The sequence below is a fragment of the Rhizobium sp. 01N447_2 genome (genome assembly GCF_056399245.1).
The window spans coordinates 38155-61283 of the sequence record NZ_JBFTQY010000012.1 but is presented as its reverse complement, the minus strand read 5'-3'; the positions used below and the strand labels follow the sequence as shown (position 1 = coordinate 61283).

21 protein-coding genes are annotated in these 23129 nt (G+C 59.1%); 12 read left to right on the top strand and 9 right to left on the bottom strand.

The features are described from left to right. Positions 1-24: 24 nt before the first annotated feature. From AC1ECN_RS09980 to AC1ECN_RS09945, 8 genes are all read left to right on the top strand, one after another. A complete protein-coding gene (locus tag AC1ECN_RS09980) occupies positions 25-867 on the top strand; it encodes a universal stress protein (protein ID WP_024320597.1) in 843 nt (280 codons plus the stop codon). 180 nt (positions 868-1047) lie between these two features. After that, positions 1048-1542: a xanthine phosphoribosyltransferase gene (gene gpt / locus AC1ECN_RS09975; RefSeq protein WP_477952881.1), complete on the top strand. Its 495-nt coding sequence runs from the start codon at positions 1048-1050 to the stop codon at positions 1540-1542. Between the two features lie 194 nt (positions 1543-1736). Further along, positions 1737-2327: a hypothetical protein gene (locus AC1ECN_RS09970; protein WP_130655239.1), complete on the top strand. Its 591-nt coding sequence runs from the start codon at positions 1737-1739 to the stop codon at positions 2325-2327. A gap of 638 nt (positions 2328-2965) precedes the next feature. Continuing rightward, a complete protein-coding gene (locus tag AC1ECN_RS09965) occupies positions 2966-6781 on the top strand; it encodes a vitamin B12-dependent ribonucleotide reductase (protein WP_477952880.1) in 3816 nt (1271 codons plus the stop codon). A gap of 362 nt (positions 6782-7143) precedes the next feature. Then, a complete protein-coding gene (locus AC1ECN_RS09960; protein WP_130672436.1) occupies positions 7144-8337 on the top strand; it encodes an SAVED domain-containing protein in 1194 nt (397 codons plus the stop codon). A gap of 10 nt (positions 8338-8347) precedes the next feature. Continuing rightward, positions 8348-9595 carry a nucleotidyltransferase domain-containing protein gene (locus AC1ECN_RS09955; RefSeq protein ID WP_130672435.1) on the top strand — a complete coding sequence of 416 codons (1248 nt, stop codon included), beginning with the start codon at positions 8348-8350 and terminating at the stop codon, positions 9593-9595. Positions 9596-9598: 3 nt separating this feature from the next. After that, positions 9599-10282 (top strand): type II CBASS E2 protein, encoded by a 684-nt coding sequence (locus tag AC1ECN_RS09950; protein WP_477952906.1) that lies wholly within the window; start codon positions 9599-9601, stop codon positions 10280-10282. A gap of 242 nt (positions 10283-10524) precedes the next feature. Beyond that, positions 10525-11883, top strand: a complete 1359-nt coding sequence (locus tag AC1ECN_RS09945) for a hypothetical protein (RefSeq protein WP_246705677.1) — start codon at positions 10525-10527, stop codon at positions 11881-11883. Between the two features lie 49 nt (positions 11884-11932). Here the strand turns inward: AC1ECN_RS09945 and AC1ECN_RS09940 are convergent, their stop codons facing one another. After that, the gene (locus tag AC1ECN_RS09940) at positions 11933-12328 is read right to left on the bottom strand and encodes a hypothetical protein (RefSeq protein ID WP_130672433.1); all 396 of its coding nucleotides are present in this window, start codon (positions 12326-12328) and stop codon (positions 11933-11935) included. Positions 12329-12518: 190 nt separating this feature from the next. On the opposite strand from AC1ECN_RS09940, the gene AC1ECN_RS09935 reads away from it, so the two are divergent. Then, positions 12519-13280, top strand: a complete 762-nt coding sequence (locus AC1ECN_RS09935; RefSeq protein WP_477952879.1) for a metallophosphoesterase — start codon at positions 12519-12521, stop codon at positions 13278-13280. A 390-nt stretch (positions 13281-13670) separates the two neighbouring features. On the opposite strand, the gene AC1ECN_RS09930 is transcribed toward AC1ECN_RS09935, so the two are convergent. Beyond that, complete coding sequence (locus AC1ECN_RS09930) at positions 13671-14135, bottom strand: hypothetical protein (RefSeq protein ID WP_130672431.1); 465 nt, start codon at positions 14133-14135, stop codon at positions 13671-13673. A gap of 269 nt (positions 14136-14404) precedes the next feature. Between AC1ECN_RS09930 and AC1ECN_RS09925 the strand changes: the two genes are divergently transcribed. After that, positions 14405-16414 (top strand): DNA cytosine methyltransferase, encoded by a 2010-nt coding sequence (locus AC1ECN_RS09925; RefSeq protein WP_130764638.1) that lies wholly within the window; start codon positions 14405-14407, stop codon positions 16412-16414. Here the strand turns inward: AC1ECN_RS09925 and AC1ECN_RS09920 are convergent. From AC1ECN_RS09920 to AC1ECN_RS09895, 6 genes are all read right to left on the bottom strand, one after another. Next, positions 16404-16706 carry a hypothetical protein gene (locus AC1ECN_RS09920; protein WP_130672429.1) on the bottom strand — a complete coding sequence of 101 codons (303 nt, stop codon included), beginning with the start codon at positions 16704-16706 and terminating at the stop codon, positions 16404-16406. The two genes, AC1ECN_RS09925 and AC1ECN_RS09920, sit on opposite strands and share 11 nt — an antisense overlap. After that, positions 16703-18157, bottom strand: coding sequence for an AAA family ATPase (locus AC1ECN_RS09915; protein ID WP_245489794.1), 1455 nt, complete (start codon positions 18155-18157; stop codon positions 16703-16705). The genes AC1ECN_RS09920 and AC1ECN_RS09915 overlap by 4 nt, the downstream gene beginning before the upstream one ends. A 419-nt stretch (positions 18158-18576) precedes the next feature. Beyond that, entirely contained in the window at positions 18577-19200 is a 624-nt protein-coding gene (locus AC1ECN_RS09910) for a hypothetical protein (protein ID WP_130764637.1), read from the bottom strand. Between the two features lie 119 nt (positions 19201-19319). Beyond that, a complete protein-coding gene (locus tag AC1ECN_RS09905) occupies positions 19320-20672 on the bottom strand; it encodes a sensor histidine kinase (protein WP_477952878.1) in 1353 nt (450 codons plus the stop codon). Positions 20673-20713: 41 nt separating this feature from the next. Beyond that, a complete protein-coding gene (locus AC1ECN_RS09900; protein ID WP_017965669.1) occupies positions 20714-21385 on the bottom strand; it encodes a response regulator transcription factor in 672 nt (223 codons plus the stop codon). Next, positions 21382-21873, bottom strand: coding sequence for a PepSY domain-containing protein (locus AC1ECN_RS09895; RefSeq protein WP_245488683.1), 492 nt, complete (start codon positions 21871-21873; stop codon positions 21382-21384). Before AC1ECN_RS09895 ends, AC1ECN_RS09900 begins: the two co-directional genes overlap by 4 nt. Between AC1ECN_RS09895 and AC1ECN_RS09890 the strand changes: the two genes are divergently transcribed. Both AC1ECN_RS09890 and AC1ECN_RS09885 read left to right on the top strand, forming a co-directional pair. Then, positions 21860-22135 (top strand): PepSY domain-containing protein, encoded by a 276-nt coding sequence (locus AC1ECN_RS09890; protein ID WP_018073264.1) that lies wholly within the window; start codon positions 21860-21862, stop codon positions 22133-22135. The genes AC1ECN_RS09895 and AC1ECN_RS09890 overlap by 14 nt on opposite strands. Next, positions 22132-22695, top strand: a complete 564-nt coding sequence (locus tag AC1ECN_RS09885; protein ID WP_130672425.1) for a cytochrome b/b6 domain-containing protein — start codon at positions 22132-22134, stop codon at positions 22693-22695. Before AC1ECN_RS09890 ends, AC1ECN_RS09885 begins: the two co-directional genes overlap by 4 nt. Before the next feature lie 99 nt (positions 22696-22794). Here the strand turns inward: AC1ECN_RS09885 and AC1ECN_RS09880 are convergent, their stop codons facing one another. Further along, positions 22795-23067, bottom strand: a complete 273-nt coding sequence (locus AC1ECN_RS09880; RefSeq protein ID WP_130672424.1) for a DUF982 domain-containing protein — start codon at positions 23065-23067, stop codon at positions 22795-22797. Between the last annotated feature and the right edge of the window lie 62 nt (positions 23068-23129).

Below are 23129 nucleotides of genomic sequence, written 5' to 3'. Positions count from 1 at the left end.
CATTTCAGCGCAAGGAGAATTGATATGTCTTACAAAACCATTCTCGCCATTCTCGATACATCAGACAATAGTGCTGCGGTTGCCGATTTCGCCTTTGCCATTGCTGCTCAAAGCGGCGCCCATGTGATCGGCCTGCATGCCGAAATCATCTCCGCCGTGCCGCTGGTGGCGCCGATGGAAATCCCCGATCCCGTTGCCGTGCAGGCGCTGCAGGACATGGCGCATAGCGAAACGATTGCCGTGGAGCGCATCTTTCGCGCGAAAGCTGAGGCATCAGGCGCCTCCTCCGAATGGCGCAGCTTTGCCACATCCACCGGATACGGCTCCGCACCGCTGATCGAAAGTGCCCGCAGCGCCGACCTCTTGATCGCCTCACAGGCCGACCCGGCCAGACCTTCCGACAGCCACGTCGACGTTGACAGCTTTCTCTTCGAAAGCGGCCGGCCGGTGCTGATGATCCCCTATATCATCCGCCAGCCGAAGCCGATCAAGCGTGTGCTGATTGCCTGGAACGGATCGAAGGAGGCGGCGCGCGCGACCTTCGACGCGCTGCCGATCCTCAAAGCCGCCGACGAGGTGGAGATCTTTTCGGTCGATCCGGCCGACACGGCGCTGCAATCGCCGCTGACCGCAGGCGCCGACATCGCCGCGACGCTTGCTCGTCATGGCGTGAAGACGACGCTTTCGACGGCCCAAAGTGTGGACAAGAGCGCATCCCATGTCATCGAGAACCGGCTTTCGGACAGCAGCATCGACCTTCTCGTCATGGGCGCCTATACACATTCCTGGCTCTGGCAGATGATCTTCGGCGGCACGACCAAGACCCTGCTGCAATCGATGACGGCGCTGACGCTGTTATCGCGTTGATTGGCTGCTCTTGCCTTTTGCCGRCAAATCCCGCTAATTGCGGCGACCGATGACAGCTTCGAGCTCGGCCCCCTCTCGCGCAGTTCCGGCTGCGCGATTTGCGTTTTGCCAATCGCCGCTTCAAGCCCGTCCGGTCGCCGGCAAACGGCGTGTCGTTTTTTCATGCCGCGGAGCAGCCCGATGTCCCTTCCCGATAAAGCCTTTCCCGTTTCCTGGGATCAGTTCCACCGCGATGCGCGCGCCCTTGCCYGGCGGCTTGCCGGCCTTGATCAGACGTTCAAGGCGATCGTCTGCATCACCCGCGGCGGCCTCGTTCCGGCCGCGATCATTTCGCGCGAACTGAATATCCGGCTGATCGAGACCGTCTGCGTCGCGTCCTATCATGACTATGTGAACCAGGGCGACATGGTGCTGCTCAAGGGAATAGCGCCCGAACTTATGGAAAATGGCGGCGAAAGCGTGCTGGTCGTCGACGATCTGACGGATACCGGCAAGACCGCCGCACAGGTGCGCACCATGCTGCCGAAGGCACATTTCGCCTGCGTCTACGCCAAGCCGAAAGGCGTGCCGACCGTCGACACTTTCATCACCGAGGTGAGCCAGGACACCTGGATCTATTTCCCCTGGGACATGGGCTTCACCTATCAGGAGCCGATCGCCAAAGGCGCGGGCTGATCGCCACCGATCACGGCGCGCAACCATCGTATTTACCACTTGAAATTGTTCCAGATTTTGTCAGCGAGGTTTCCCGAATCCGCTATCAGGGTCTGCACATCTATTTTACCTTGACCTAATAGACTTGGCGACGTGCGAATCATGTCAGGTTGCGCTTAAAGCGTGCAACGAACGATGCGACATAAGGAAACAAGATGGCGCGGTGGTGGCATATAAGAACGGTTGTGACCTTCGGGCTGGCGACCTTTCTGTTTCCGCTGGCGCCTGTCCGCGCCGAGCCTGCCTATATTCCCCTCGTGCGCGACTATGTCGACAAGCAGATCCGGCCGATGGTGGAAACGCCCTTGGTGCTGAACGCCATTGCCGAGCAAAACGCGCAATTCGACAATGTTAGCGAAATGGATATGCGGGTGCTCGACGAGACCTACCGGTCGGAGGTCGATCAACACCAGTTGCATATGGTCAAGCTGCTGCTCGACAAATCCGTGTCGCACTACCTGAAAGCCAGGCAAGACACCTCGCAAGGGGTGATCGTCGAATTTTTCGTCACCGACTCGCATGGGCTGAATGTCGGGCAGAGCACCATCACCGCCGACTATTGGCAGGGCGATGAGGAGAAATATCTTAGAACCTTCGCCAACAGTTCCCGGGAGATCTTCATCGACCGGGCCGAACGCAACGAATCCACCCAGAATCTCGAAACRCAGGCCAGCTTCGTCGTCATGGACGAAGAGAACAGGCCGATTGGCGTCGCCATCGTCACCATCGCCATCGATGCGCTCTAAGAGCATGTCGCGCAAAAGTGTACGGTTTTGCGATAACGACGCGCTTTAGGAGCGCTGATTTCACCGGCGAATCGGCATGCGCATTTGCGCCGGAAATGCCATCACAAGATTTGCCGCAGGACGCTTTTTTGCCGTTTCGACCTTTTCCTTAGCCGGCAACACCTGCAAGCCATTGTAATTTCAGCGCTCCCCGGCTTTCCCCAATCTCCACAGGCGCATCCACAACATGTTGTGGTTAGCAATCAATTAAAAGCCAGCCCTTGACGGAATCAGCTGTTTCAAACTTTACTGTTACTGATGTTGCGGCGGCGACAGGACCGGAGGTAACGAGCCCGGTTCCCTTTTGAAAATTAGGACGCAGAATCAGGGCGATGGACCGGGAACGGTTCAGGCCTGACAGGTTTTTGCGCGGTTTTCAGCCTCCAAAAAAAGTGACATCGGGGCTGGCGATAATAAGCTGTTAATACTATATTTAGTGTTTGCAGCCACCATCACCACAAGATACAGGAAGATCATCTCCGGATGACACCCCTGTCACGATACGGAAACGAGACTGGCTGCACGACCAAAAAAGTGCCGCCGGATAGAAATTTTGCGCCCCGGTCGCGGGGACCGGGCGCCAACACGAGGTCAAGACCATGCGCATCGAACGTCGTTTCACGAAGGCCGGCCAAGGCGCCTATGCGGATATCGAATTCCGCAAGGCGACGAGCGAGATCAAGAACCCTGACGGTTCGATCGTGTTCCGCCTCGAGAATATCGACGTTCCCGCGCAGTTCTCCCAGGTCGCGACCGACGTTMTGGCGCAGAAGTATTTCCGCAAGGCCGGTGTTCCCACCCGACTGAAGAAGGTCGAGGAAAACGACGTTCCTTCCTTCCTGTGGCGCTCCGTTCCCGACGATGCTGCGCTGAAGACCCTGTCCAAGGACGAGCAGACCGGCTCCGAAATCGATGCGCGCCAGGTCTTCGACCGTCTTGCCGGCACCTGGACCTATTGGGGCTGGAAGGGCGGCTATTTCTCCTCCGAGGAAGATGCCTCGGCCTTCAAGGACGAGCTTGCCTATATGCTCGCCACCCAGCGCGTCGCCCCGAACTCGCCGCAGTGGTTCAACACCGGCCTGCACTGGGCCTACGGCATCGACGGCCCCGGCCAGGGCCATTTCTATGTCGACCCCTTCACCGGCAAGCTGACCAAGTCCAAGTCGGCCTACGAACACCCGCAGCCGCATGCCTGCTTCATCCAGTCCGTCGAGGACGATCTCGTCAACGAAGGCGGCATCATGGACCTCTGGGTGCGTGAAGCGCGCCTGTTCAAATACGGCTCCGGCACCGGCTCCAACTTCTCGATGCTGCGCGGCGAAGGCGAAAAGCTTTCCGGCGGCGGTCGTTCCTCCGGCCTGATGAGCTTCCTGAAGATCGGCGACCGTGCCGCCGGCGCCATCAAATCGGGCGGCACGACGCGCCGCGCCGCCAAGATGGTGGTCGTCGACATCGACCATCCGGATATCGAGGAATACATCAACTGGAAGGTCAAGGAAGAGCAGAAGGTTGCGGCTCTCGTGACCGGCTCGAAGGTCGTCGCCAAGCATCTGAAGGCGATCATGAAGGCCTGCTTCAATTGCGAAGGCGGCGATAACGGCGATTGCTACGACCCCAACAAGAACCCTGCCCTGAAGCGCGAAATCCGCGCCGCCAAGAAGGATCAGGTTCCCGAGAACTACGTCCAGCGCGTCATCCAGTTCGCCCGCCAGGGCTACAAGGATCTCCAATTCAAGACCTACGACACGGATTKGGATTCGGAAGCCTACCTCACGGTATCGGGCCAGAACTCCAACAATTCCGTATCGATCAAGGACGACTTCCTGCGCGCCGTCGAGAATGATGGCGAATGGAACCTGACCGCACGCAAGGACGGCCGGGTGATGAAGACGCTGAAGGCCCGCGATCTCTGGGAAACCATCTCCTACGCTGCCTGGGCTTCGGCCGATCCGGGCATCCACTTCAACACGACGATGAACGACTGGCACACCTCGCCGGCCGGCGGCCCGATCCGCGGCTCGAACCCGTGCTCGGAATACATGTTCCTCGACGACACGGCCTGCAACCTTGCCTCGCTGAACCTGCTGCAGTTCAAGGACAAGGCCACCAAGCGCATCAACATCGCCGATTACGAACATGCGGTTCGCCTGTGGACAGTCGTGCTCGAAGTCTCGGTGATGATGGCGCAGTTCCCGTCGAAGCGCATTGCCGAACTCTCCTACGAATACCGCACGCTCGGCCTTGGCTACGCCAATATCGGCGGCCTGCTGATGTCGTCAGGCATTCCCTATGACTCCACTGAGGCCCGCGCCATCGCAGGGTCGCTGACCGCGATCATGACCGGCATCTGCTATGCGACCTCGGCCGAAATGGCTGCCGAACTTGGGCCCTTCCCGAACTTCGCACCGAATCGCGAGAGCATGCTCAAGGTCATTCGCAACCATCGCCGTGCCGCGCATGGCGAGAGCTCCGGCTATGAGGCCCTGTCGATCAACCCGGTCGCGCTGATCCATTCGGAAAACCCGGACCAGGATCTCGTCGCCCACGCCAAATCGGCCTGGGACAAGGCGCTCGAGCTCGGTGAACAGCATGGCTACCGCAATGCCCAGGTCTCGGTCATCGCGCCCACGGGCACGATCGGTCTCGTCATGGATTGCGACACCACCGGCATCGAGCCCGACTTTGCCCTCGTCAAGTTCAAGAAGCTCGCCGGCGGCGGCTACTTCAAGATCATCAACCGCGCCGTGCCCGACGCGCTGCGCACGCTCGGCTATTCGGAAAGCCAGATCGCCGAGATCGAGGCCTATGCCGTCGGCCACGGCAACCTGAACCAGGCACCGGCCGTCAATCCGTCGACGCTGAAGACCAAGGGCTTCACCGACGAGAAGGTCGAAGCCGTCAACGCCGCGCTGAAGAGCGCCTTCGACATCAAGTTCGTCTTCAACCAGTGGACGCTCGGCGCCGACTTCCTGAAGGAGACGCTGAAGGTTTCCGACGAACAGCTCGCCGACATGAGCTTCAGCCTGCTCGACCATATCGGCTTCTCGAAGAAGGACATCGAAGCCGCCAACATCCATGTCTGCGGTGCGATGACACTGGAAGGCGCGCCCTTCCTCAAGAATGAGCACCTGCCGGTCTTCGATTGCGCCAATCCGTGCGGCAAGGTCGGCAAGCGCTACCTCTCGGTCGAAAGCCATATCCGCATGATGGCGGCTGCCCAGCCGTTCATCTCCGGCGCAATTTCCAAGACGATCAACATGCCGAACGAGGCGACCGTCGAGGATTGCAAGAACGCCTACATGCTCTCCTGGAAGCTTGGCCTCAAGGCCAACGCGCTCTATCGCGACGGCTCGAAACTGTCGCAGCCGCTCAACTCCTCGCTGATCGAGGACGAAGACGACGAGGATGCGCTGGAGGAACTGCTGCAGGCGCCGCTGGCCGCCCAGGCCGTTACCGTCACCGAGAAGATCATCGAGCGGGTGATCGAACGAGTTTCGCGCGAACGCGAGAAGCTGCCGAACCGCCGCCAGGGCTATACCCAGAAGGCCGCCGTCGGCGGACACAAGGTCTATCTCCGCACCGGCGAATTCGGCGACGGCCGCATCGGCGAGATCTTCATCGACATGCACAAAGAAGGCGCTGCCTTCCGTGCGATGATGAACAATTTCGCCATCGCCATCTCGCTCGGCCTGCAATATGGCGTGCCGCTCGAGGAATATGTCGAGGCCTTCACCTTCACCAAGTTCGAGCCGGCCGGCATGGTCATCGGCAATGACGCGATCAAGAACGCCACCTCGATCCTCGATTATGTCTTCCGCGAACTTGCCGTCTCCTATCTCGGCCGGCATGACCTCGCGCATGTCGATACGTCGGATTTCTCAAACACGGCGCTCGGCAAGGGTATCCAGGAAGGCAAGACCAACCTGCTCTCCACCGGCTGGACCCGCGGCTACAAGCCGACGCTGGTGTCCGGCACCGGCGGCGAACGCCAGGCAGGCGAACCCAAGGGTGCGGCGACCGCCGCCCCTGCCCGCGCCGCCTCCACCGGCACCGTGACTGCCTTTGCAGGCGCCGCTGCCCGCAAGCTGGAGCCGACGGTCGCCATCGCCACCTCCGAAATCGTCGCCTTCAAGCGCGATTACGAGGAGCGCGCCAAGGAATTGGCGGAAGAGATCGCCGAAGAGGTGACCGAGGAACTCACCAGCGACGCAACGGCGTTGTTCTCCGACAAGGCGGCAGCCGACGCGGCAACGGCGAAATCCGAAGCCAAGAAGCGCGAAGCCGAACGCCGCCAACGCTCGATCATGCAGGGCTATACCGGCAACATGTGCTCGGAGTGCCAGAACTTCACGATGGTGCGGAATGGCACTTGCGAGAAGTGCGACACCTGTGGTGCGACGAGCGGGTGCAGCTGAGTAGGCTTACCTACTTGTAGGCAGCCAGTGATTTTGACGAGCAGCCACTAAAATGACGCAGTAACAGGAAGGCCGCAACACCCTTGCGGCCTTCCAAAATTCCCAAGGTCTGAAGAGTTGGCGGCTTGAGAGATCACAAGGAAACGACAAGCAGAAAAAAGGAAGCATAAACACAATAGGACGGCACGGAACGGGAAAGTAACGATTGCTTTTTAGGTAACCGGTCGACCGATAAACTTCGAAAGAAGACGGCATGCATTCAAAAGAGATTTCATACTGGGTTCGCATGCAACACTGTACTATTGGAGATCTTCCATATTCATTGGTAGATTCCCTCAGGTCGAAGATTTAAGAGGTGTTCCATGTCAGGAGCATCCGAGGCCGTGGACGAGCAGCTCCTAGCAGACAAGAGCACTAGGCGTCGCCCTTCCCTTCCGCAGAATGTCAAAGCGATCGTCTGGGCGCGTGCGGCCGGCCGGTGTGAGTTCCGCGGCTGCAACTGCAACCTGATCGGCGATCTGTTGACGGGGAAAGACGATCTCAACAGGGCTTACATCGCACACATCGTCTCTGACGCCCCAAAGGGCCCGCGTGGCGACGACGTTCTCTCGCCTCAGCTCTCCATCGATCCCACAAACCTGATGCTACTATGCGACACCCATCACAGGCTGATCGATGGCAGTTCGACGTGGCGAGAGTACCCCGACGATATTCTTCGGGAGATGAAGGCCGAGCACGAGGACCGCATTGAAGGCGTCACGTCGATCGCGCGCGATCGTGGGTCCCATGTCATTCGCTTCGCAGCCGGCATCGGCAAGAACGAGTCACCGGTGAACACTGACGCAGTTAAAGAGGCGCTACTGCCGGAGTTCTATCCCATCCGAAACGGCATGATAGACTTGGATGTCCCCGATCTTGGCATCCCTGACAGCGACCCGGCCTATTGGCCGCTCCACCAGCGCCTCCTTCGCGAGAAGTATCAGGAGCGGGTCAAGGGACGGCTTGAGCGAAACGAGATCAACCGGCTGACCGTGTTCGGCCTCGCTCCGATGCCGCTGTTGATCGAGCTCGGCCGGCTGATATCCGATATTTCGGAAGCAAACGTCCGGCAGCGGGTCCGCGAGCCGACTACCTGGGAATGGCAGCCTGAACCTGGGAACATGGAGCTCGTTCGAGAATCGCCCGCTTCCAACCGATCAGTGATCGCTCTGAAGCTGGGCGTCAGCGGACCGATCGACGACCACCGCATCACGGCCGCCCTCGGCGAAGACGTATCAATATGGTCTCTGTCCGCAAAAGACGCCAACAACGACGTTCTCCGCACCCGGAGCGATCTTGTTTTGTGGCGAAAGGACCTCAGGGCCGTTTTCGAAGCCATCAAGGACCGCCACGGAAACGCCGACATCATACACCTCTTCCCTGCGATCCCAGTCTCCGCAGCGATAGAGGTCGGCCGGGTATGGATGCCGAAGGCCCACCTCCCGATGCGCATCTACGACCATAACCGGGCGCTAGGCGGCTTCCGTCAGACCCTCGACATCGTTCATCAAGCATAGGAGCCATCCGATGAACTATACGGATCCCGTCCTTCGCGAGATCGCCGCCTTCAGTCCGCTCGACGTCCTGCTCGCAGACATCGCAGTCCGCATTCAGCTTACACCGACAGACCATCGTCTTGCCGTGGGCCACTACAACGCGATCCATCAATGGTTGGAACGGGACGACAGTCCGTTCTCAGGCCTCATCGAATCCTTCTATGCGCAAGGCGGGTTCTCCATCGGCGCGACCACGGCGCGGCATGCTGAAGACGCCGACTTCGATATCGACGCCATGGTTCAGGTGAGCTTGCATCCGGAAACCGACCCTGAGCACGTCCTGTCTACGCTCCACACCGCCATCCGGGGCGAACCCGGTTCCCGCTACTACGACAAGACGGAGCGGAAGAGCCGTTGCGTCACGGTGAATTACGACGGCATGCATCTTGACGTAACGCCTGCCGTTCTCATCCCGTCGCTCGAAGAGCGGACGAGCTTCATCTTCCACTCCAAGAAGACGGGGAGCGGCTTCGACAAGGCACGGCTTGTCGCAAACCCGTGGGGCTTCGCGAGATGGTTTCTAAGGCAGACGCCACCGGAAGCCGCGTTCGGCCAGTTCTTCGAACGGCAGACTTTGGACTACGACCGGCTTCGCGTTACCAAGGCAGAGTCTGAGGCCGACCCGGTCCCCAACCAGGATCCAGCTTATCGCAAATCTCGGGCTATGATCGCGCTTCAGCTCGTGAAGCGTTGGAGAAACCTCGCGTACGACGCACGACATGGCGCGCTGCGGCTGCCCCCGTCCGTCGTTCTGGCCCACTCCGTCGCCGTGAACGCGAACAGGACGTCGAGCCTATCCGAGGAACTGCTCCATCAGGTAGTCTCCCTTATTTCGGCACTCGAAGCGGCCGAACGTAAGGGAACGACCTACAAGGCAGTCAATCCAGCATGTGTTCCTTACGACATTCTGACAGACCGCTGGCCAGAGGATCTTAATTGTCAACGCATCTTCATCGACGAGCTGCGCGCCTTCGCGGTCGACATTCAGCGGCTGCGTAGCGGCCTGTCCGTGCCGGAAATGCGCAAGACGCTGGAGAAACTTTTCGGCGAACGGCCGGCAGCAGATTCGGTCCGGAAGTTTATGGACAATCAGGTGTCCGCGGATCGAAACGGCGTTGCCGCACATGTCCCTTCGACGGGAACTGTGGCCGCCGTGACTTCAATTGCGACTCCGACCTATGCCCGTCCTACCCCGAGAACCTCTCCCTGGGGAGACTGACAACTGGCGTGGTATTCGATTGCAGAGCAGGACGCCCGGCTCCGTTCCGTCTATCCGGGATTTCGGTTGACGTTCGACGGCGGGTGGTTTGCGACCTGGGAAGGAACCCTGACCCCGATCGCTCAGTCCTACCGGATCTGGATCAGGTACTTTCCGGAACGATATCTCGACGAGGTGACCATTTCACATCCTTATGTGACGGTGAAGGTGCTCGATCCTCTGATCGCACCCGACCCGCGCGGAACAGGCGAGCGGACACCGCACGTTTACAGATACCATCAGCCTGCCCACAGTCCCGCTCTTTGTGCGTGGGATCCGACGGACGAGCCGTTCAGTCCCGCCGTCTTCGTCGCAGATCATGTCATTCCCGCCGTTGTAAGGTGGCTGGTTTTCTATGAGGACTGGCTTGACACGGGTGTCTGGAGAGGCGGGGGAAAGCACCCAGACCCCGACGCCGCAATGCTAGCTCGGTCGAGTGCTCTCACGGCAGGGGATGCATTCTTGAAAGTGCGAAGTTACGGCACTGCCCTCGAGCGTCGCGTGACCGATGAAACCGGGTCGGCGACATCAGCGATCACGATCTGTCGAGCCGCTTGGGGATGGTTCCCGAGTGCGCTGGATTACGTTCAGTACAGCTACCACAGAAGGTTCGGTATCAGCCTAGGAAGAACGATCGTGGTCAGGTGACATCGGCATTCCAGTGGTTCAAACCAAGGTGCCGATCAAAGTGCCGCCGGCTTCCAACGTTTCTGTATAATTCTTACCCTTCGCTCGCCGAATCCTTTTCAGCCGTGGGAGATTTCACGCTCCCACCAAGCATTCGTCAGAATCCAGTGAACAACCAAGGATTGGAACTTCGAATATTCGGAAAGGCTATTGCATCCATGCCGCGATCATATTGAACTTCGGACACTTATGGATGAGGGGCTATGAGTTACCGGACGATACTACTTGACGATATGCTGGTTAACCTAGCGAACGATCGGCACGGCGAGTTGGAAAACGAAACCGCCGCCATCGGGTGGCTGTTTTCAAACCATCTCGGCCAGATGCGCAAGCTTGCCGAAGATATCGTTAGCTCCAAGGTACTGTACGAGCCTCCCCTTGTTTACCAGGAAGGATCGCACTTCGTCGTCTATGACGGCAATCGTCGAACGACCTGCCTAAAACTGCTCGCCGACCCGAGGCGGTCGCCAAATGCGGAGTTGCGCGATTTCTTCGTCAAACTTCGGGCTGAGTGGATGGGTGCCTTCCCGGATCGGATCATGTGTCGCGTCGAGACCGATCGAGATGAGATCGACGAAATTCTCTACCGGCGTCACACGGGGAGCCAGGGAGGTGTCGGCCAAAGCACCTGGGATGACCGGCAGAAGGCAACATTCGTCAATCGGACCGGTAAAGGCGGAAAGCTCAACGTCGCTGACGAGATTGAGACCAGGTTAAGAAACGCGGGTCTTCTCCCCAAAAAAGGGCGCATTCCTCGCAGCAATTTGAATCGCCTCCTGTCCGGCGAAGTATTTAGAAATCGTGTCGGGATTTCCACGGCGAAGGGACGATTCGAGTTTATCCGGACGGAAGAAGCCTCCTTGAAGGCACTTGCCCGTATTGCCGACGATCTTGCTCACCGCCGAAAGACGCTCGACGATGTGTGGGATGTCGACAAGAAGTCCGAGTACCTCAACGAACTCGACAAGGAAGGCGTCCTGCCGACTGCGGCTGACCTCTTGACATCGGGACCGCTAAAATCGGCGAAGGCGGTGAAGACGGTGGGCGCCACAACTGTTCCTTTGGCAAGTTCCGCACCGGGCAACGTGGTCTCCTTGGGAGCCTCACGCTCATCCAAACCTCCAAGACGAACCACGCTGATCCTGCATCACGACTACGGCATCGCGTGGACCGGACGCCTCCAGCGGCAGAGGTCCATCTGGGAGGAGCTTCAGTTCAAGCTGGACCTGAACGAACACCCGAATGCCATCGCGGTTCTGTGCCGAGTGCTGCTTGAGCTGTCCGTCGACAACTACATCAAGCAGACGAAGCTGGCGACGGCGGCCGAAAACGACGCCCTCGTGAAGAAGCTAGTGGCGTGCGCGGAAGATCTCAACACCCGTGGCAAGGTGGACAAGCGCTACGTCGAAGTCGTGAGAAAAGCGCGTACGATGGACGCTATCGTGTCCGTCGACACTCTAAACAAGTATGTTCATTCGTCGAACCTTGCACCCACCGGGGAACATCTTTGCGCACTCTGGGACACATTCTCAGAACTCGTCGTGAACTGCCTCAATGAATAGCCGGTAAAGATTGATTAAGCGCCGGCGCGGGCACCATCGCGCTATCTTCCTAGGCAGCCTTTTCGGGAACGCGTTCGTCGATTAGGCCCGTAGACAACCACTGGACGGCAAGTCTGACGGCGCGCTCATAGGAAAGACGTTGCCCCTCACCGATCCTCTTACCGGGGGTCCACTCAGCGTCGTCACAGATGAACTGCGCACCTTCTCCACGGTATCTGTTGATCGTCAATGTCCATCCGTCGTCACTTCCGGGACCGCTCAGCACGACGTCCCGCCTTGCGCCAGTTTCGGCGTAGGTCGCTACGTATCGCCAAAGATTGCTCGGACCGAAAGAAACATCGAACTCCTCCATAGCTTTTGCAACGAGAACAGCGAGCGGCTCTTCGACGACTTGCAAGACCGACAGCGATACCGGTTCGAGATGGTTGGAGGTCATGTCTGTCATCGCTTCGGTGCCCCTCACATTCGGTCGATCGGTTCGCCAAGCTGTAAATGATCGCGCGTTGCGAAAAGCGCCTTGGTTTCATTAAAAGTCATCGAAAATGCCAGATAGTCAGTTTCAATTTGAGGCATGACATTCGCGCGCCGGAAACGTTTGGGCGCTATTGCTTGCCATAAAACCGAGAGGACGTCCTTTGAAGACCTATGCCATAGGCGATGTACATGGCCGCGCCGACCTATTGGAGGCACTGCTTTCCCATATCGAAGAAAACGGTCCGAATGGCGGCGGCCACCGGGTCATCTTCCTGGGTGACATCATCGATCGCGGTCCGGATAGCATGAAGGCGATGGACATGGTGGTAAGCGAGCTCAGCCAGAATCCGGAAAGCCGCCTGATCCTCGGTAACCACGAGGAATTCATGCTCCTCTTCCTGGACCGGCCCGACAAGCGCGAGATAGTCTTCGACCACTGGATGAGGAACGGCGGCCTGGCTGCCGCGGCGTCCTACGGATTGGATGTAGGGGGGCGATACGGCCGCATTGAGGAGGCTCACGAGTCCTTGCTGGAACTTCTCCATCGGAAGCGGGACCACATAGACGCGATGCGACGGGCCGCTTCTCTGATCAACGACGGCGCCAACGTCTTCGTCCATGCCGGCCTTCGGCCGGGCGTCCCTCTCGAGCAGCAGACTACAAAGGACTTGCGCACCATCCGCTCGGGTTTTCTGGACAACGATTTCGACTTCGGCGCGATGGTTGTCCACGGTCACACCGTGACGGTCTCTGGTCTGCCTGAGATTCGCCGAACAAGGATTGCACTCGATACCGGTGCGGGTGCAGGCGGATGCCTCTCGATGATGATGGTCGATGACGACGGAGCAAGAACCTTCTTCCAGTCGGGTTCGGCCCGCGAGGTCGTGAAAGTCGAACTTTCCCAACGGCCGGACGAACATTGACGCTCGATGGCATCGTTTGCAGGATTCACTAGCCATGACTCCGATCCAACCGAGTGACAGGGAAATGCCAGGGAGCGGTTGACGGGCGGGATTGATACTAGAGAACTGCCGGCATCTTCGCAGGCCAGGCGCCTACTAGCTCCTCCAGCGTCGGCGTCCTCCACAATCCCCATACGTGATCGTCCGCCACGCCCGGATAGCTGCCAAACCAACTGCGGCAATCAAATAGTAACAGTGAGAGCGGTGAAGCCGTTTTCTCACGACACTGGCAGCGGATTAGGAGTGATGGAAATCTGCAATGAGGTCATCGACGTCGGTAGAATCAGGCGACGGCCAAAGAACGCGTCAATGGAAACCAACCTTTTCTTGTGCCTAAACACGCCTGACGGATCACGAGTAGAAGTTAGTGATCAAAGCCACGAAGCTCTGGGCAAGTTCATCGTTTTTCGACGTGTGAGGGATTTTGAGGCTGTCTTGGTCCTCTGCAACCGCGTTCGTGACGTTGGTGAAGAAATGGTGATAGTCACTATGGAGGTCGATTGCGACCGTTTGTGATGGCGATCCCTCCCAGAACATCGTGATCGCCAGCGTTTTATTGTAGGCCCGCATACTGATGTCGAGACCATGACCGTATTTCGGAGGTTCGCTGATATAAGGCCCCTCCCACTCCAATTGATAATCCGGGTCTTGCTTCAAATCGATGATGCTGAACGCCGAGTTCAAAACCCGAATGAGATACAAAGTCAGGGTCAGGAACGTCTGCTCATCCGCTGAAATCGTCTTATCACGGGCGTCGATCGCCCTGTCGAGCTTGTCCCGCAGATCGATTTCAAATGCAGAAAGGTCTATCGCCATCAGGTCTTTCCTCGGTTTTAGAAGGAGCACGCGCTCGCTTAGAGTGCGCCTCACGACATAGTCGGCCGCAGGGGCCCGAAAGTCTCCATGGGTATTGACGAAAATCGATAAGATCTCAACTGTATCGTTTCCGTTTTAATCTCATTCGCATAAAGATTAAGCCAATCCCAATAATTTGAGGTTGCAAACAATTTTAATGACACGCTTGCCGGTCCGGCAACGAATGTCCCGATATGACACGTGGGAATTTCACATGCGAGACATTGCGGATGACGGATTTGAGAAGCGAAGCACTCAGCAAGGCGAAGAAGGCGATCCGGAGCCTTCAACAGCAGATGTCTGACCGCCTGTTCAAGATGGCCCACGAAGTCGAAGGACTGCTTGAGCATCTGTCGCCGAAGGAAGTGGTACACTTTCTTCATGCCGGCTGCGAAATGGATGTCGCCGAGGCAGGCACATATGTGAAGTTGACGAAGACCTTAAAGAGCTCCGAGGAGTTGCTGCGCGAAGCACGCGTTCAGTTTCCAGTCCTGAAAGCTTTGGCCGCCTCGGACGACGAAGCGCGGAGCGAGGCCATTTCCCGGATTGCCGGTGGCGCAACATTGGGTGTGAGGGATGTATCCGCCATCCGGGCCAATCTTCGGAGTAGGAAAAAGACGTTCGCGGAGCAGTATGCCACGGCCGGCTTCCAGAGCTCGTCGAAGGCGGCGCGTCGCAGAGCGGTCGATAACGTGCGCGTAGTCGACAAGGCTGCCACGGAACTCCTTGCCCTCCTCCACGCATACCGCCCGAAGAGTATGACCGACGAGCAACGCTCGGACGCCCATGCGAACATCCGAGCGTCAGCAGCAGCTCTTCTTCCGAACTTCATCTCTGCCTATGGCACGTATGACCTTCCGCTCGCAAACGTCTTAAAGCTTCCGCAGCGTGCGACCGAACGTCATCTATCCCTCGCCTACGCCGCCATCGGCGCTCTTGCCGAAGGACGCTTTGGCGGGGACTACGGGCTTGCCCTCGACAGATCCAGTCTGGAAGCGCAGTGGGCGACGCATTTCCAAGAGTGCATCCAACCGATCACGTCGACCGTCGCGCCGATCATGTATGACGTCGCTATGAAAGAGCCGGCGCCACTAACTCGTCTTCCCAATCAGAAGCTGACCGTCGTCGAATTGTGCGCGGGCGCGGGTGGAATGTCGCTGGGTCTGGAGGATGCAGGGTTTCATCCCCTCGCCCTTTTCGAGTTCGACAAACATGCCGCCGCTACGCTGCGGCTGAATAGACCCTTCTGGGATGTGGTCGAGGGCGACATCCGCCAAGTGGACTTCACGAAATATAGATCGGCCGGCGTGGACCTTCTCGTGGGAGGCCCGCCGTGTCAGCCATATTCCATAGATGGCAAGGGTCTCGGCAAGGAGGACCCCAGAGATCTGCTACTCGAATGTGCGCGCGCCGTKCGCGAGATGCTGCCGCGGGCCTTCGTCTTTGAGAACGTCTCTGGTCTCCTGAATGCGAGACATGCAGACCATCTCGGGAACTTCCTGAAGCAGTTGAAGAAGTCTGGCTATGCCGTTCAAATCGTACGCATGGAGGCGGAAGAGTATGGCGTCGCCCAGGAACGTACCCGAATGCTGTTCGTTGGAATGCGCCAAAAATCTATGGGCGCCTTCCGTGCTCCGCCGACATTCCCCAATTGGCGGTCCAACCTCGGTGACGTCCTCGAAGACTTGATGGCCGCCAACGGCTGGACGGGCGCCACGGATTGGGCGGAAGCCCGCCGCAACTATGTGGTCGTTCGCAATGGCATCGAACTACGAGGAGCGTTGGCCTCGACAGTAGTCGGGCGAAAGGGAGGCTCTCGCGAGAAGGAGGCAGCGCGCTGGGCGAGGAAGGGCATCGACATCGCCACCGTCGCCGACGCCGCACCAACACAGGAGGAAGCTGACAAGGGCGGCGCAGGATTCCTGCCTCAACTTACGCTTCGGATGCGTGCCCGGCTTCAGGGGTTCCCGGATTACTGGGACTTCGTAGGCGGCAAGGATTCGACCGCTCGGCAGGTCGGAAATGCGGTTCCTCCCGTGATCGGTCAGGCAATCGGGCTTGCGGTGCGGTCGGCTTTGACCGGGAAGCGATTTGACTATTCGGTCATGCTGCGGGAGCGAGGCTGCATCGAAGAGCCATTTGGACGGCGCATCATCGATGCTCCTCCCATCGTCCCGTCCCTTCAATCGAAAGGCGTCGGCGACGTAGATGGATCGGCGACGGCTGTGATCACTGCGTGACACGACGCATGACCTCCGCCAGAGTTGGCGGAGGATCGGCCAGGATATCCAAAAGATCATCGAACGAAATCAGGCAGATTTCACCCTCTCCGTATACGTCGATAAACCGTGGCGTACCGGAGAGGGCGTCGACGGACATCGTCAGCAGTACTCTCCTGGCCTGTCGGATCGGCGCGGCGTCGCCACCGACGTCCTTCAGCACTTGGGCGATCAACTCCTTGCGGCCTGCCAGCACCTTGCTCTTCAGGCCTTTGACGACGAGCTTCCAGGAAGATTCCTTCGCCCCTGTCATGGCGACCTCTCCCACAGCTTCGCCGACATCATCTGCTCCACTTCCTTCCCGTCGAGACGACCCTTGGCGGCCAGTTGCGACGCCACCAATTCAATGACGCCGACATGTTCCTCGACGATGGTTCGCGCGCGCTTCCACTGCTTCAAGAGAACCTGTTCGACCCGCTCGCGCACGGCAGGAATTCGGCGGCGAAGTTCCTCAAGGTCGGCAGAGGAGCTTGCCCGGAAATACCCCAGCGATTCACCCATCCCGAGCTGAACCTCCATAACGGTCGCGAGGTCCGTAGCCTTGTGGATATCAGATCCCTCGCCGCCCGATCCTTCGAATGCCGATCCAAGAATGACCTCTTCCGCCAGTCTTCCTCCCAGCAGCATCGCGATCTGGCTCAGGAAGGTCTGTCGATCTCGCTCGACGTCACCGTCGGCAACGAAGTGCACAAAACCGGCGGCGGATCCGGTCCTTGGGACGTCGCGGGCGACCACGATGGAATCCAACCTTCCGACCGCAACGCGAATGCCGACGATCGCGTGGCCGGCCTCGTGCACGGCCACCGTTCGCCGCCGCTCTCCCTCGATTTTCAACATAGGAGGCAAGACCGACAGAGCGAGCTCGGCCGTGATCTCCGCCCCGCCCCTCCTTGCCCGCCGACGGATATCGCGTCCGATCTGTTCGAAATCGGCGCCGCTGAGACCGGCGGTGGCATGAACGATCGTCTCGATCTCGCCCTTGGGCATATCATTACGGATGTATCGTCGGCACAGCGATCGTCTGGTTTCAGCGTCCGGCAGGGAAATAGCAATATGCCGATCCAGTCGGCCGGCCCTCACGAGTGCAGGGTCGATTTTCTCGGGGAAGTTCGTAGCTCCAACCACCACGACGCCTTCGAGACGATCAAACCCGTCGACCAGTTCGAGCAGTCCGTTCACCACCTGGCTAGAGTATTGGGCGTTGTCGCCCTTGAAGGTGGCCCTGTCACCAATGCTGTCGAGTTCGTCCAGAAAAAGGATGCATGGCTTCTTTGCGGCAGCCTCCTGAAAACTCTTCCGCATGGCTCCCAGCATGTCGCCAAGGTGTCCGGTCGACTGCCACCGGCTCACGGACGTCGCGACGACCTCAACTCCGCAGGTACGTGCGAGCGCCGAGGCGAATAGCGTCTTACCCGATCCTGGAGGCCCGCTGATGAGAATTCCCCGATCGACATCCGACCATGGAATTTCGGCACTCTCCCATGCACGGATATCCTCCGCCAACGCCAAGCCCCAATCGCGGGCTTCGCCATAGCCTTCCAGCTCGTCGAGGCCGGGACCTGCTGTGGGGATGTCGGACGAGAGATGCGCGTCCTGGAGTCGCTTCAGGACGATTTCGGCCGAGCGTCCGGCGCGCATCGCCGCGAACACGGAGGTGACCGGATATTCCAGGAATCTGGTCGCCTCGCTGATATCAAGCGTCATTCCTTCAACGAACTTGGCAGCGGAAACGAGATGGGAGGGCCGTACCGAACGTACGTCGACAATTCTGTCGGCCGCTGCGACAACATTGGCCGGCACGTTAAGACCCGGTGGCCAAAGAATGACGAGCGGACGTCGTAGCACAAGAGCGTCGTCGAGCTTTTTGACATCCAGGACGCCCCGGCGCGTGACGTCGGCTCTCAGAACCAGGAAGCCGTAGAGATCAGGTACGCATTTGATCAGCAGGCCAGCCGCGTTTTCATAGCCCCTTTCGTCGGCGTGCGGAGGCAACTTCAAGATGATGACAGTTTGACGGGTGGTCGCCTCTTTCAGAAAGGCGCCCCCGAGGCGCATCGCAGCTTTCAAGGCGACGCCGTAGGTCGCCGATGCGATGGTGATAGTCGTGGGAGTTCGCTCGAGGGTCATCGCGCCACCTCGTTGCTTGAGCGACGGATCAAGGTGTCGGGGCCGATCGGGGCGCCGTCCAGATCCATGGAGATGAAGCGGTGAAGGGTCATCCATGCGATCGCCGTCAAAGGCGGCACTTCCCGGAACAGGTTGAACGTTTCGCCGACGGTCATGGAACCTGCTTCGCTCAGGGCGGCCATCATCCTCACTCGGTCGTTCAGGGGGGTGCGATACCGAGCGTAGCGGAGCAAGTCCTTCGCATTCTGGAGGCGATGCCCGGAATAGATTTCTCCTAAGGTGACGAACCGGTGCCGTCGCTTCATACATGCGATCGTCTCGGTCACCGCGGGATCACCGAAGAACTCTGCCACGTCAAGGAACTCGCGCGTTCCGTTGGAGTGGTCGACCATGAAATCAACCACATGCACTCGATCATCGACGTGAGCGCCGAAGCAGAGGCAGGACCAGGCGATGACCGTTTCGTCGACGTCCAGGAGACAACCAAGGTCTCGCGCGATCTGGCTCCTAAACGCGGGTCGATCCGGGCAGCGGACGGTGGCTAAGGGGAAGTAGGTCTTCAGTGACGCCTCGCGAAAGACAGCGTCGAGGATGGAGTGGTCAGCGGCACGCTTTTCCATGTTCGAAAATCCAACACACGATGATACCTGCCGCGGGAGCGGCGTTCAGTGTCAACCGATGGTGGATATTCGCAGATTGTGCTCCATATTGGAACATATAGAGAACACCCAGGTCGATGTCAACAGAGATCCTCAACGCTTTCTGTCGACTCTTGTCGGGAGTCGCTGGCGTCAGGGAACTCGACTTCCGCACGGAAGCCACCTTCCACGCGGTTTTCCAAAACGAGCGTCAGGTCGTACACCGCTGCAATCTCCGACACGATTGCAAGACCCAGACCAGAGCCGGGTTTCAGACGGTCGAGACGGACACCCCGGCGCGGAAGTTCGGGCAATTTCTCTGGCGACACGCCTGGGCCGTCGTCCTCAATCACGAGGCGGGAATGCCCATACTGTCGAACTGCGCTCACATATATCCCGGTCCTGGCCCACTTGCAGGCGTTCTCGAGCAGGTTTCCCACAAGTTCCCGAAAGTCGTGCGGGTCGACCGGCACGCTTAAGCGGTCGGCAACGTTTACGTCCCAGGCGAGGCGTTCGCCCGCCTCAGTATGTCGGAGCATTCGAACGGTCTCGTTGACGATCTTCTCGACGTCGGCGTCACCACTTCTCTGATCAGGGCTCGGGGTGATACGGGCTCGGGCGAGCTCGTTCTCGACGTGGGAGAGCATGGTCTCGGCAAGGTGGTCGAGTTCATCGGCGATCTCGATCTCGCCCTTCTCTCGGAGTGAGTACGCGTTGTTGGTGAGAACGGTCAAAGGCGTCTTCAGCCCGTGAGCGAGGTCACTGGCCCTACTCCTGGCCTTCTCCATCGCCGCGCCCTGGCTTTCCAGCAGTTTGTTCAGTTGGTTGACGAGCGGTTGGACCTCACGCGGATAGGCCCCCGCCAGTCGGCTGGCCTTCCGGTCGCGGACCGCTTTAAGATCACGGCCAATGCGGTCGAGAGGTCTCAATCCGATCCAAAGCTGCCCGATCGACATCAAGACGAGGAGCGCGGCAAGAACAGCGACATAGGGCAGGATGTCCAGAGCAAATCCAAGGCGTGCGCTGTCGACCTCGTCGGCATTCACCGCCACCGCGATGCGAATGGGCCTCCTGCCCTCAGGTGCGGCCAATGACAGCACGCGTTCCTGAACAAGGACATCCTTCCCCTCCGGTCCGGAGAGACGATATTGGTGCATGATGCCGACAGGATGTGAATCCTGCGGCAGAGGCAGGACGTAGTCGAAGAGCGAGGAAGATCGGACCTCCGTCTTCCCCACAGGATCGTCGATCTGCCAGTAGAGCCCCCCATAGGGTATCAGGAAACGATTGTCCGGAGGGTTCTCGGACACCTGCAGCCTGCCTTCGGGCGAGAAGCGGATCACAGCGGCCAGGCGGTTTATGTGTCCGGTCAGCTCGTTCTGCACGCGCTTGCTATAGCTGTCCGCAAAAATCTGGACGAGAGCGACGGATGCAGCAGCCAGGCAGATCGACACGGCTATCAGCGACGTGATGATGAAGCGGCCGTGAAGCGACCTCATGTCCCCTCGCCCGATGCTATCTGGTATCCGAAGCCTCGGCGCGTGACGATCGCGTTCCTTCCAAGCTTCTTTCTCAGCCGTCCGATCAGGACCTCCACCGAATTGCTCTCCCGTTCAAAATCCTGGGTGTAAAGCTGCTCAGTAAGCTCGAGCTGGGAGATCGCGCGACCGCGGTTCTGCATCAGCACCGACAGGCATTTGTACTCCATGGGCGTGACATCCACAGGCATCCCGTCGACCATCACCGCGCGTCGGCGCGGGTCGATGGAAACGGGACCTGAAGATAGGACCGCACTGGCATGGCCAGAATATCTGCGCAGGACTGCGTGCAATCTGGCGAGAAGCTCCGCGATGCGGAATGGCTTACCAAGATAGTCGTCGGCGCCAGCGTTGATCCCCTCGACGCGCTCCTCCCAGTTGCCGCGCGCCGTCAAGATGATGACCGGCATGTCACGACCGTTCGCCCGCCAGTTTTTGAGGATCGTTAGGCCGTCGATCTTCGGCAGACCCAGATCAAGGACGACGGCGGCGAAGTCCTCATGCTCGCCGGCGAACAGGGTGGCTTCTCCGTCGGTCTCGTGGACGACATTGAAACCGGCTTTGGTGAGCTGAGCGGCCACGTCACGGGCGATGAGCGGGTCGTCTTCGGCAAGCAACAGGCGCATCATTCGTTCTCGACTTCGACGATCCTGCCTGACGCGGCGTCCACTTCCACCTCGGTGACCTGACCGCCGCCCCTCAGAATCCGGAACTCGTAGATTATGCGATCGTCATGCCGATCGACACTGATATCGATCAATTCGCCGGGCGACTTGGCGAGGACTTTCGCCTTCAGTACGGTCAGAGGCAGGATTTTCCCTTCGTGGACCTGTTTAGGAAGGTCCTCGTGCGACGGCAGGTCATCCGCTTCGCGGGAACGACCAGGGAAATCGTCGGCATGTGCGTTCGCTACCGGAAGCGACGGCCACAGAAGAACAAGGCAGACGAACGCGAGCGTGCGGGTCGGGTACATCGCCGGAGAATATCCTACCGAAGGTGACAATAAGCTGACAATCGCGATCAGGTCGCCGTCAGGTCGCGCCCCATAGGTTCGAGGCCGACCAGATGAGCAAAACCGCTCCTGGGATGATGGAGAAAGACCAATGAAGAAAATCATGTTCGCAACCCTCCTGCTCGCCACCGCGTCGATCGGCGTTGCCCGCGCCGAAGAAGGTCAGAATTGCACGCAGGCTTCCAAGGACAGGTGGTTGAGCGAGGACGGCATCAAGGAAAAGGCCAAGGCCGCGGGCCTCGAGGTGCGCCGGGTCAAGGTGGAGGGCAGTTGCTACGAGGTCTACGCCGTCGATACGAAGGGCAAGAAGGTCGAAACCCTGTTCAACCCCGAGACCGGCGCAGTGGTCGGCAACGAAAGCGAATGATCATGCGCAGGATGGATACGGATGCGGCGAGCGCTGGCTCGCCGCCAAAGATCAGGGTCTGGGATCCGGTCGTGCGGATGTTCCACTGGGGTCTGGTGGGCCTGTTCGCGTTTTCCTTTCTGACGGGCGACGAGTGGAAGCAGGCGCATATTCTGTCTGGCTACGCCATCGTCGGTCTCCTGCTCGTGCGGATCATCTGGGGCTTCGTCGGCAGCCATCACGCGCGCTTTTCCAACTTCATCTACGATCCGATCACGACCCTCGGCTTCATACGTGACAGCCTGGCCATGCGCGCCAAGCGCTACATCGGCCACAATCCGGCCGGAGCCGCGATGGTGTTCGCGCTGCTCCTCGCGATCTCGGGCATTGCCACAACCGGGTATATGATGACGACGGACGCCTACTGGGGAGTGGAATGGGTGGAAGAGGCGCATGAACTGCTGGTCAATTTGACGCTTGGCCTCGTCGGCCTACACGTCGGAGGCGTCCTCCTGGCAAGCATCGAGCACAAGGAAAACCTTGTCCGAGCGATGATAACCGGCAGGAAGCGAGCCGATTGACCTGGATCGGCGTCGCGGCCGAGTAGGACCTGAAGCCATGGAACACACCTGGGTTAAGGACTTGTTGCTCGCTTGACCGAGCTGATCTCGTCCTAGCGTCTACGAACGACCACTGGGCGCGCAGGTGGACATCCTGGCTTCGTCAGCGGCCTGAATGAAAGCCTTGCGCGCGGTCTCCTGCGAGACATGCCCGCTTACGGCCGCGGCGCAGATCTCTCTCGCGAATGCGTGTTTTCTACGCGAGCCTTTCCATCGGTTGGCGAGAAACTCGAGCGCCTCGCTCGCTCCGCCAACAGCCTCAGGGGCGTTCATTCCCACCTGGACGAAAACAGGTTCCGACCAGGTTCCTTCAATCTGTTTCTGGGACGTCATCCTCGATCTCCTGAACGTTTCGAATTGCGAGCGGGGCATCATCACGAGGGCCTGACCACGAT

Bases quoted from the DNA above. Each gene is read 5' to 3' on its own strand.
- AC1ECN_RS09980 (WP_024320597.1), top strand. From the start codon at position 25: ATGTCTTACAAAACCATTCTCGCCATTCTCGATACATCAGACAATAGT.
- AC1ECN_RS09960 (WP_130672436.1), top strand. From the start codon at position 7,144: ATGTCAGGAGCATCCGAGGCCGTGGACGAGCAGCTCCTAGCAGACAAG.
- AC1ECN_RS09955 (WP_130672435.1), top strand. From the start codon at position 8,348: ATGAACTATACGGATCCCGTCCTTCGCGAGATCGCCGCCTTCAGTCCG.
- AC1ECN_RS09945 (WP_246705677.1), top strand. From the start codon at position 10,525: ATGAGTTACCGGACGATACTACTTGACGATATGCTGGTTAACCTAGCG.
- AC1ECN_RS09940 (WP_130672433.1), bottom strand. From the start codon at position 12,328: ATGACAGACATGACCTCCAACCATCTCGAACCGGTATCGCTGTCGGTC.
- AC1ECN_RS09930 (WP_130672431.1), bottom strand. From the start codon at position 14,135: ATGGCGATAGACCTTTCTGCATTTGAAATCGATCTGCGGGACAAGCTC.
- AC1ECN_RS09920 (WP_130672429.1), bottom strand. From the start codon at position 16,706: ATGACAGGGGCGAAGGAATCTTCCTGGAAGCTCGTCGTCAAAGGCCTG.
- AC1ECN_RS09915 (WP_245489794.1), bottom strand. From the start codon at position 18,157: ATGACGCTTGATATCAGCGAGGCGACCAGATTCCTGGAATATCCGGTC.
- AC1ECN_RS09910 (WP_130764637.1), bottom strand. From the start codon at position 19,200: ATGGAAAAGCGTGCCGCTGACCACTCCATCCTCGACGCTGTCTTTCGC.
- AC1ECN_RS09900 (WP_017965669.1), bottom strand. From the start codon at position 21,385: ATGATGCGCCTGTTGCTTGCCGAAGACGACCCGCTCATCGCCCGTGAC.
- AC1ECN_RS09890 (WP_018073264.1), top strand. From the start codon at position 21,860: ATGAAGAAAATCATGTTCGCAACCCTCCTGCTCGCCACCGCGTCGATC.
- AC1ECN_RS09895 (WP_245488683.1), bottom strand. From the start codon at position 21,873: ATGATTTTCTTCATTGGTCTTTCTCCATCATCCCAGGAGCGGTTTTGC.
- AC1ECN_RS09885 (WP_130672425.1), top strand. From the start codon at position 22,132: ATGATCATGCGCAGGATGGATACGGATGCGGCGAGCGCTGGCTCGCCG.
- AC1ECN_RS09880 (WP_130672424.1), bottom strand. From the start codon at position 23,067: ATGACGTCCCAGAAACAGATTGAAGGAACCTGGTCGGAACCTGTTTTC.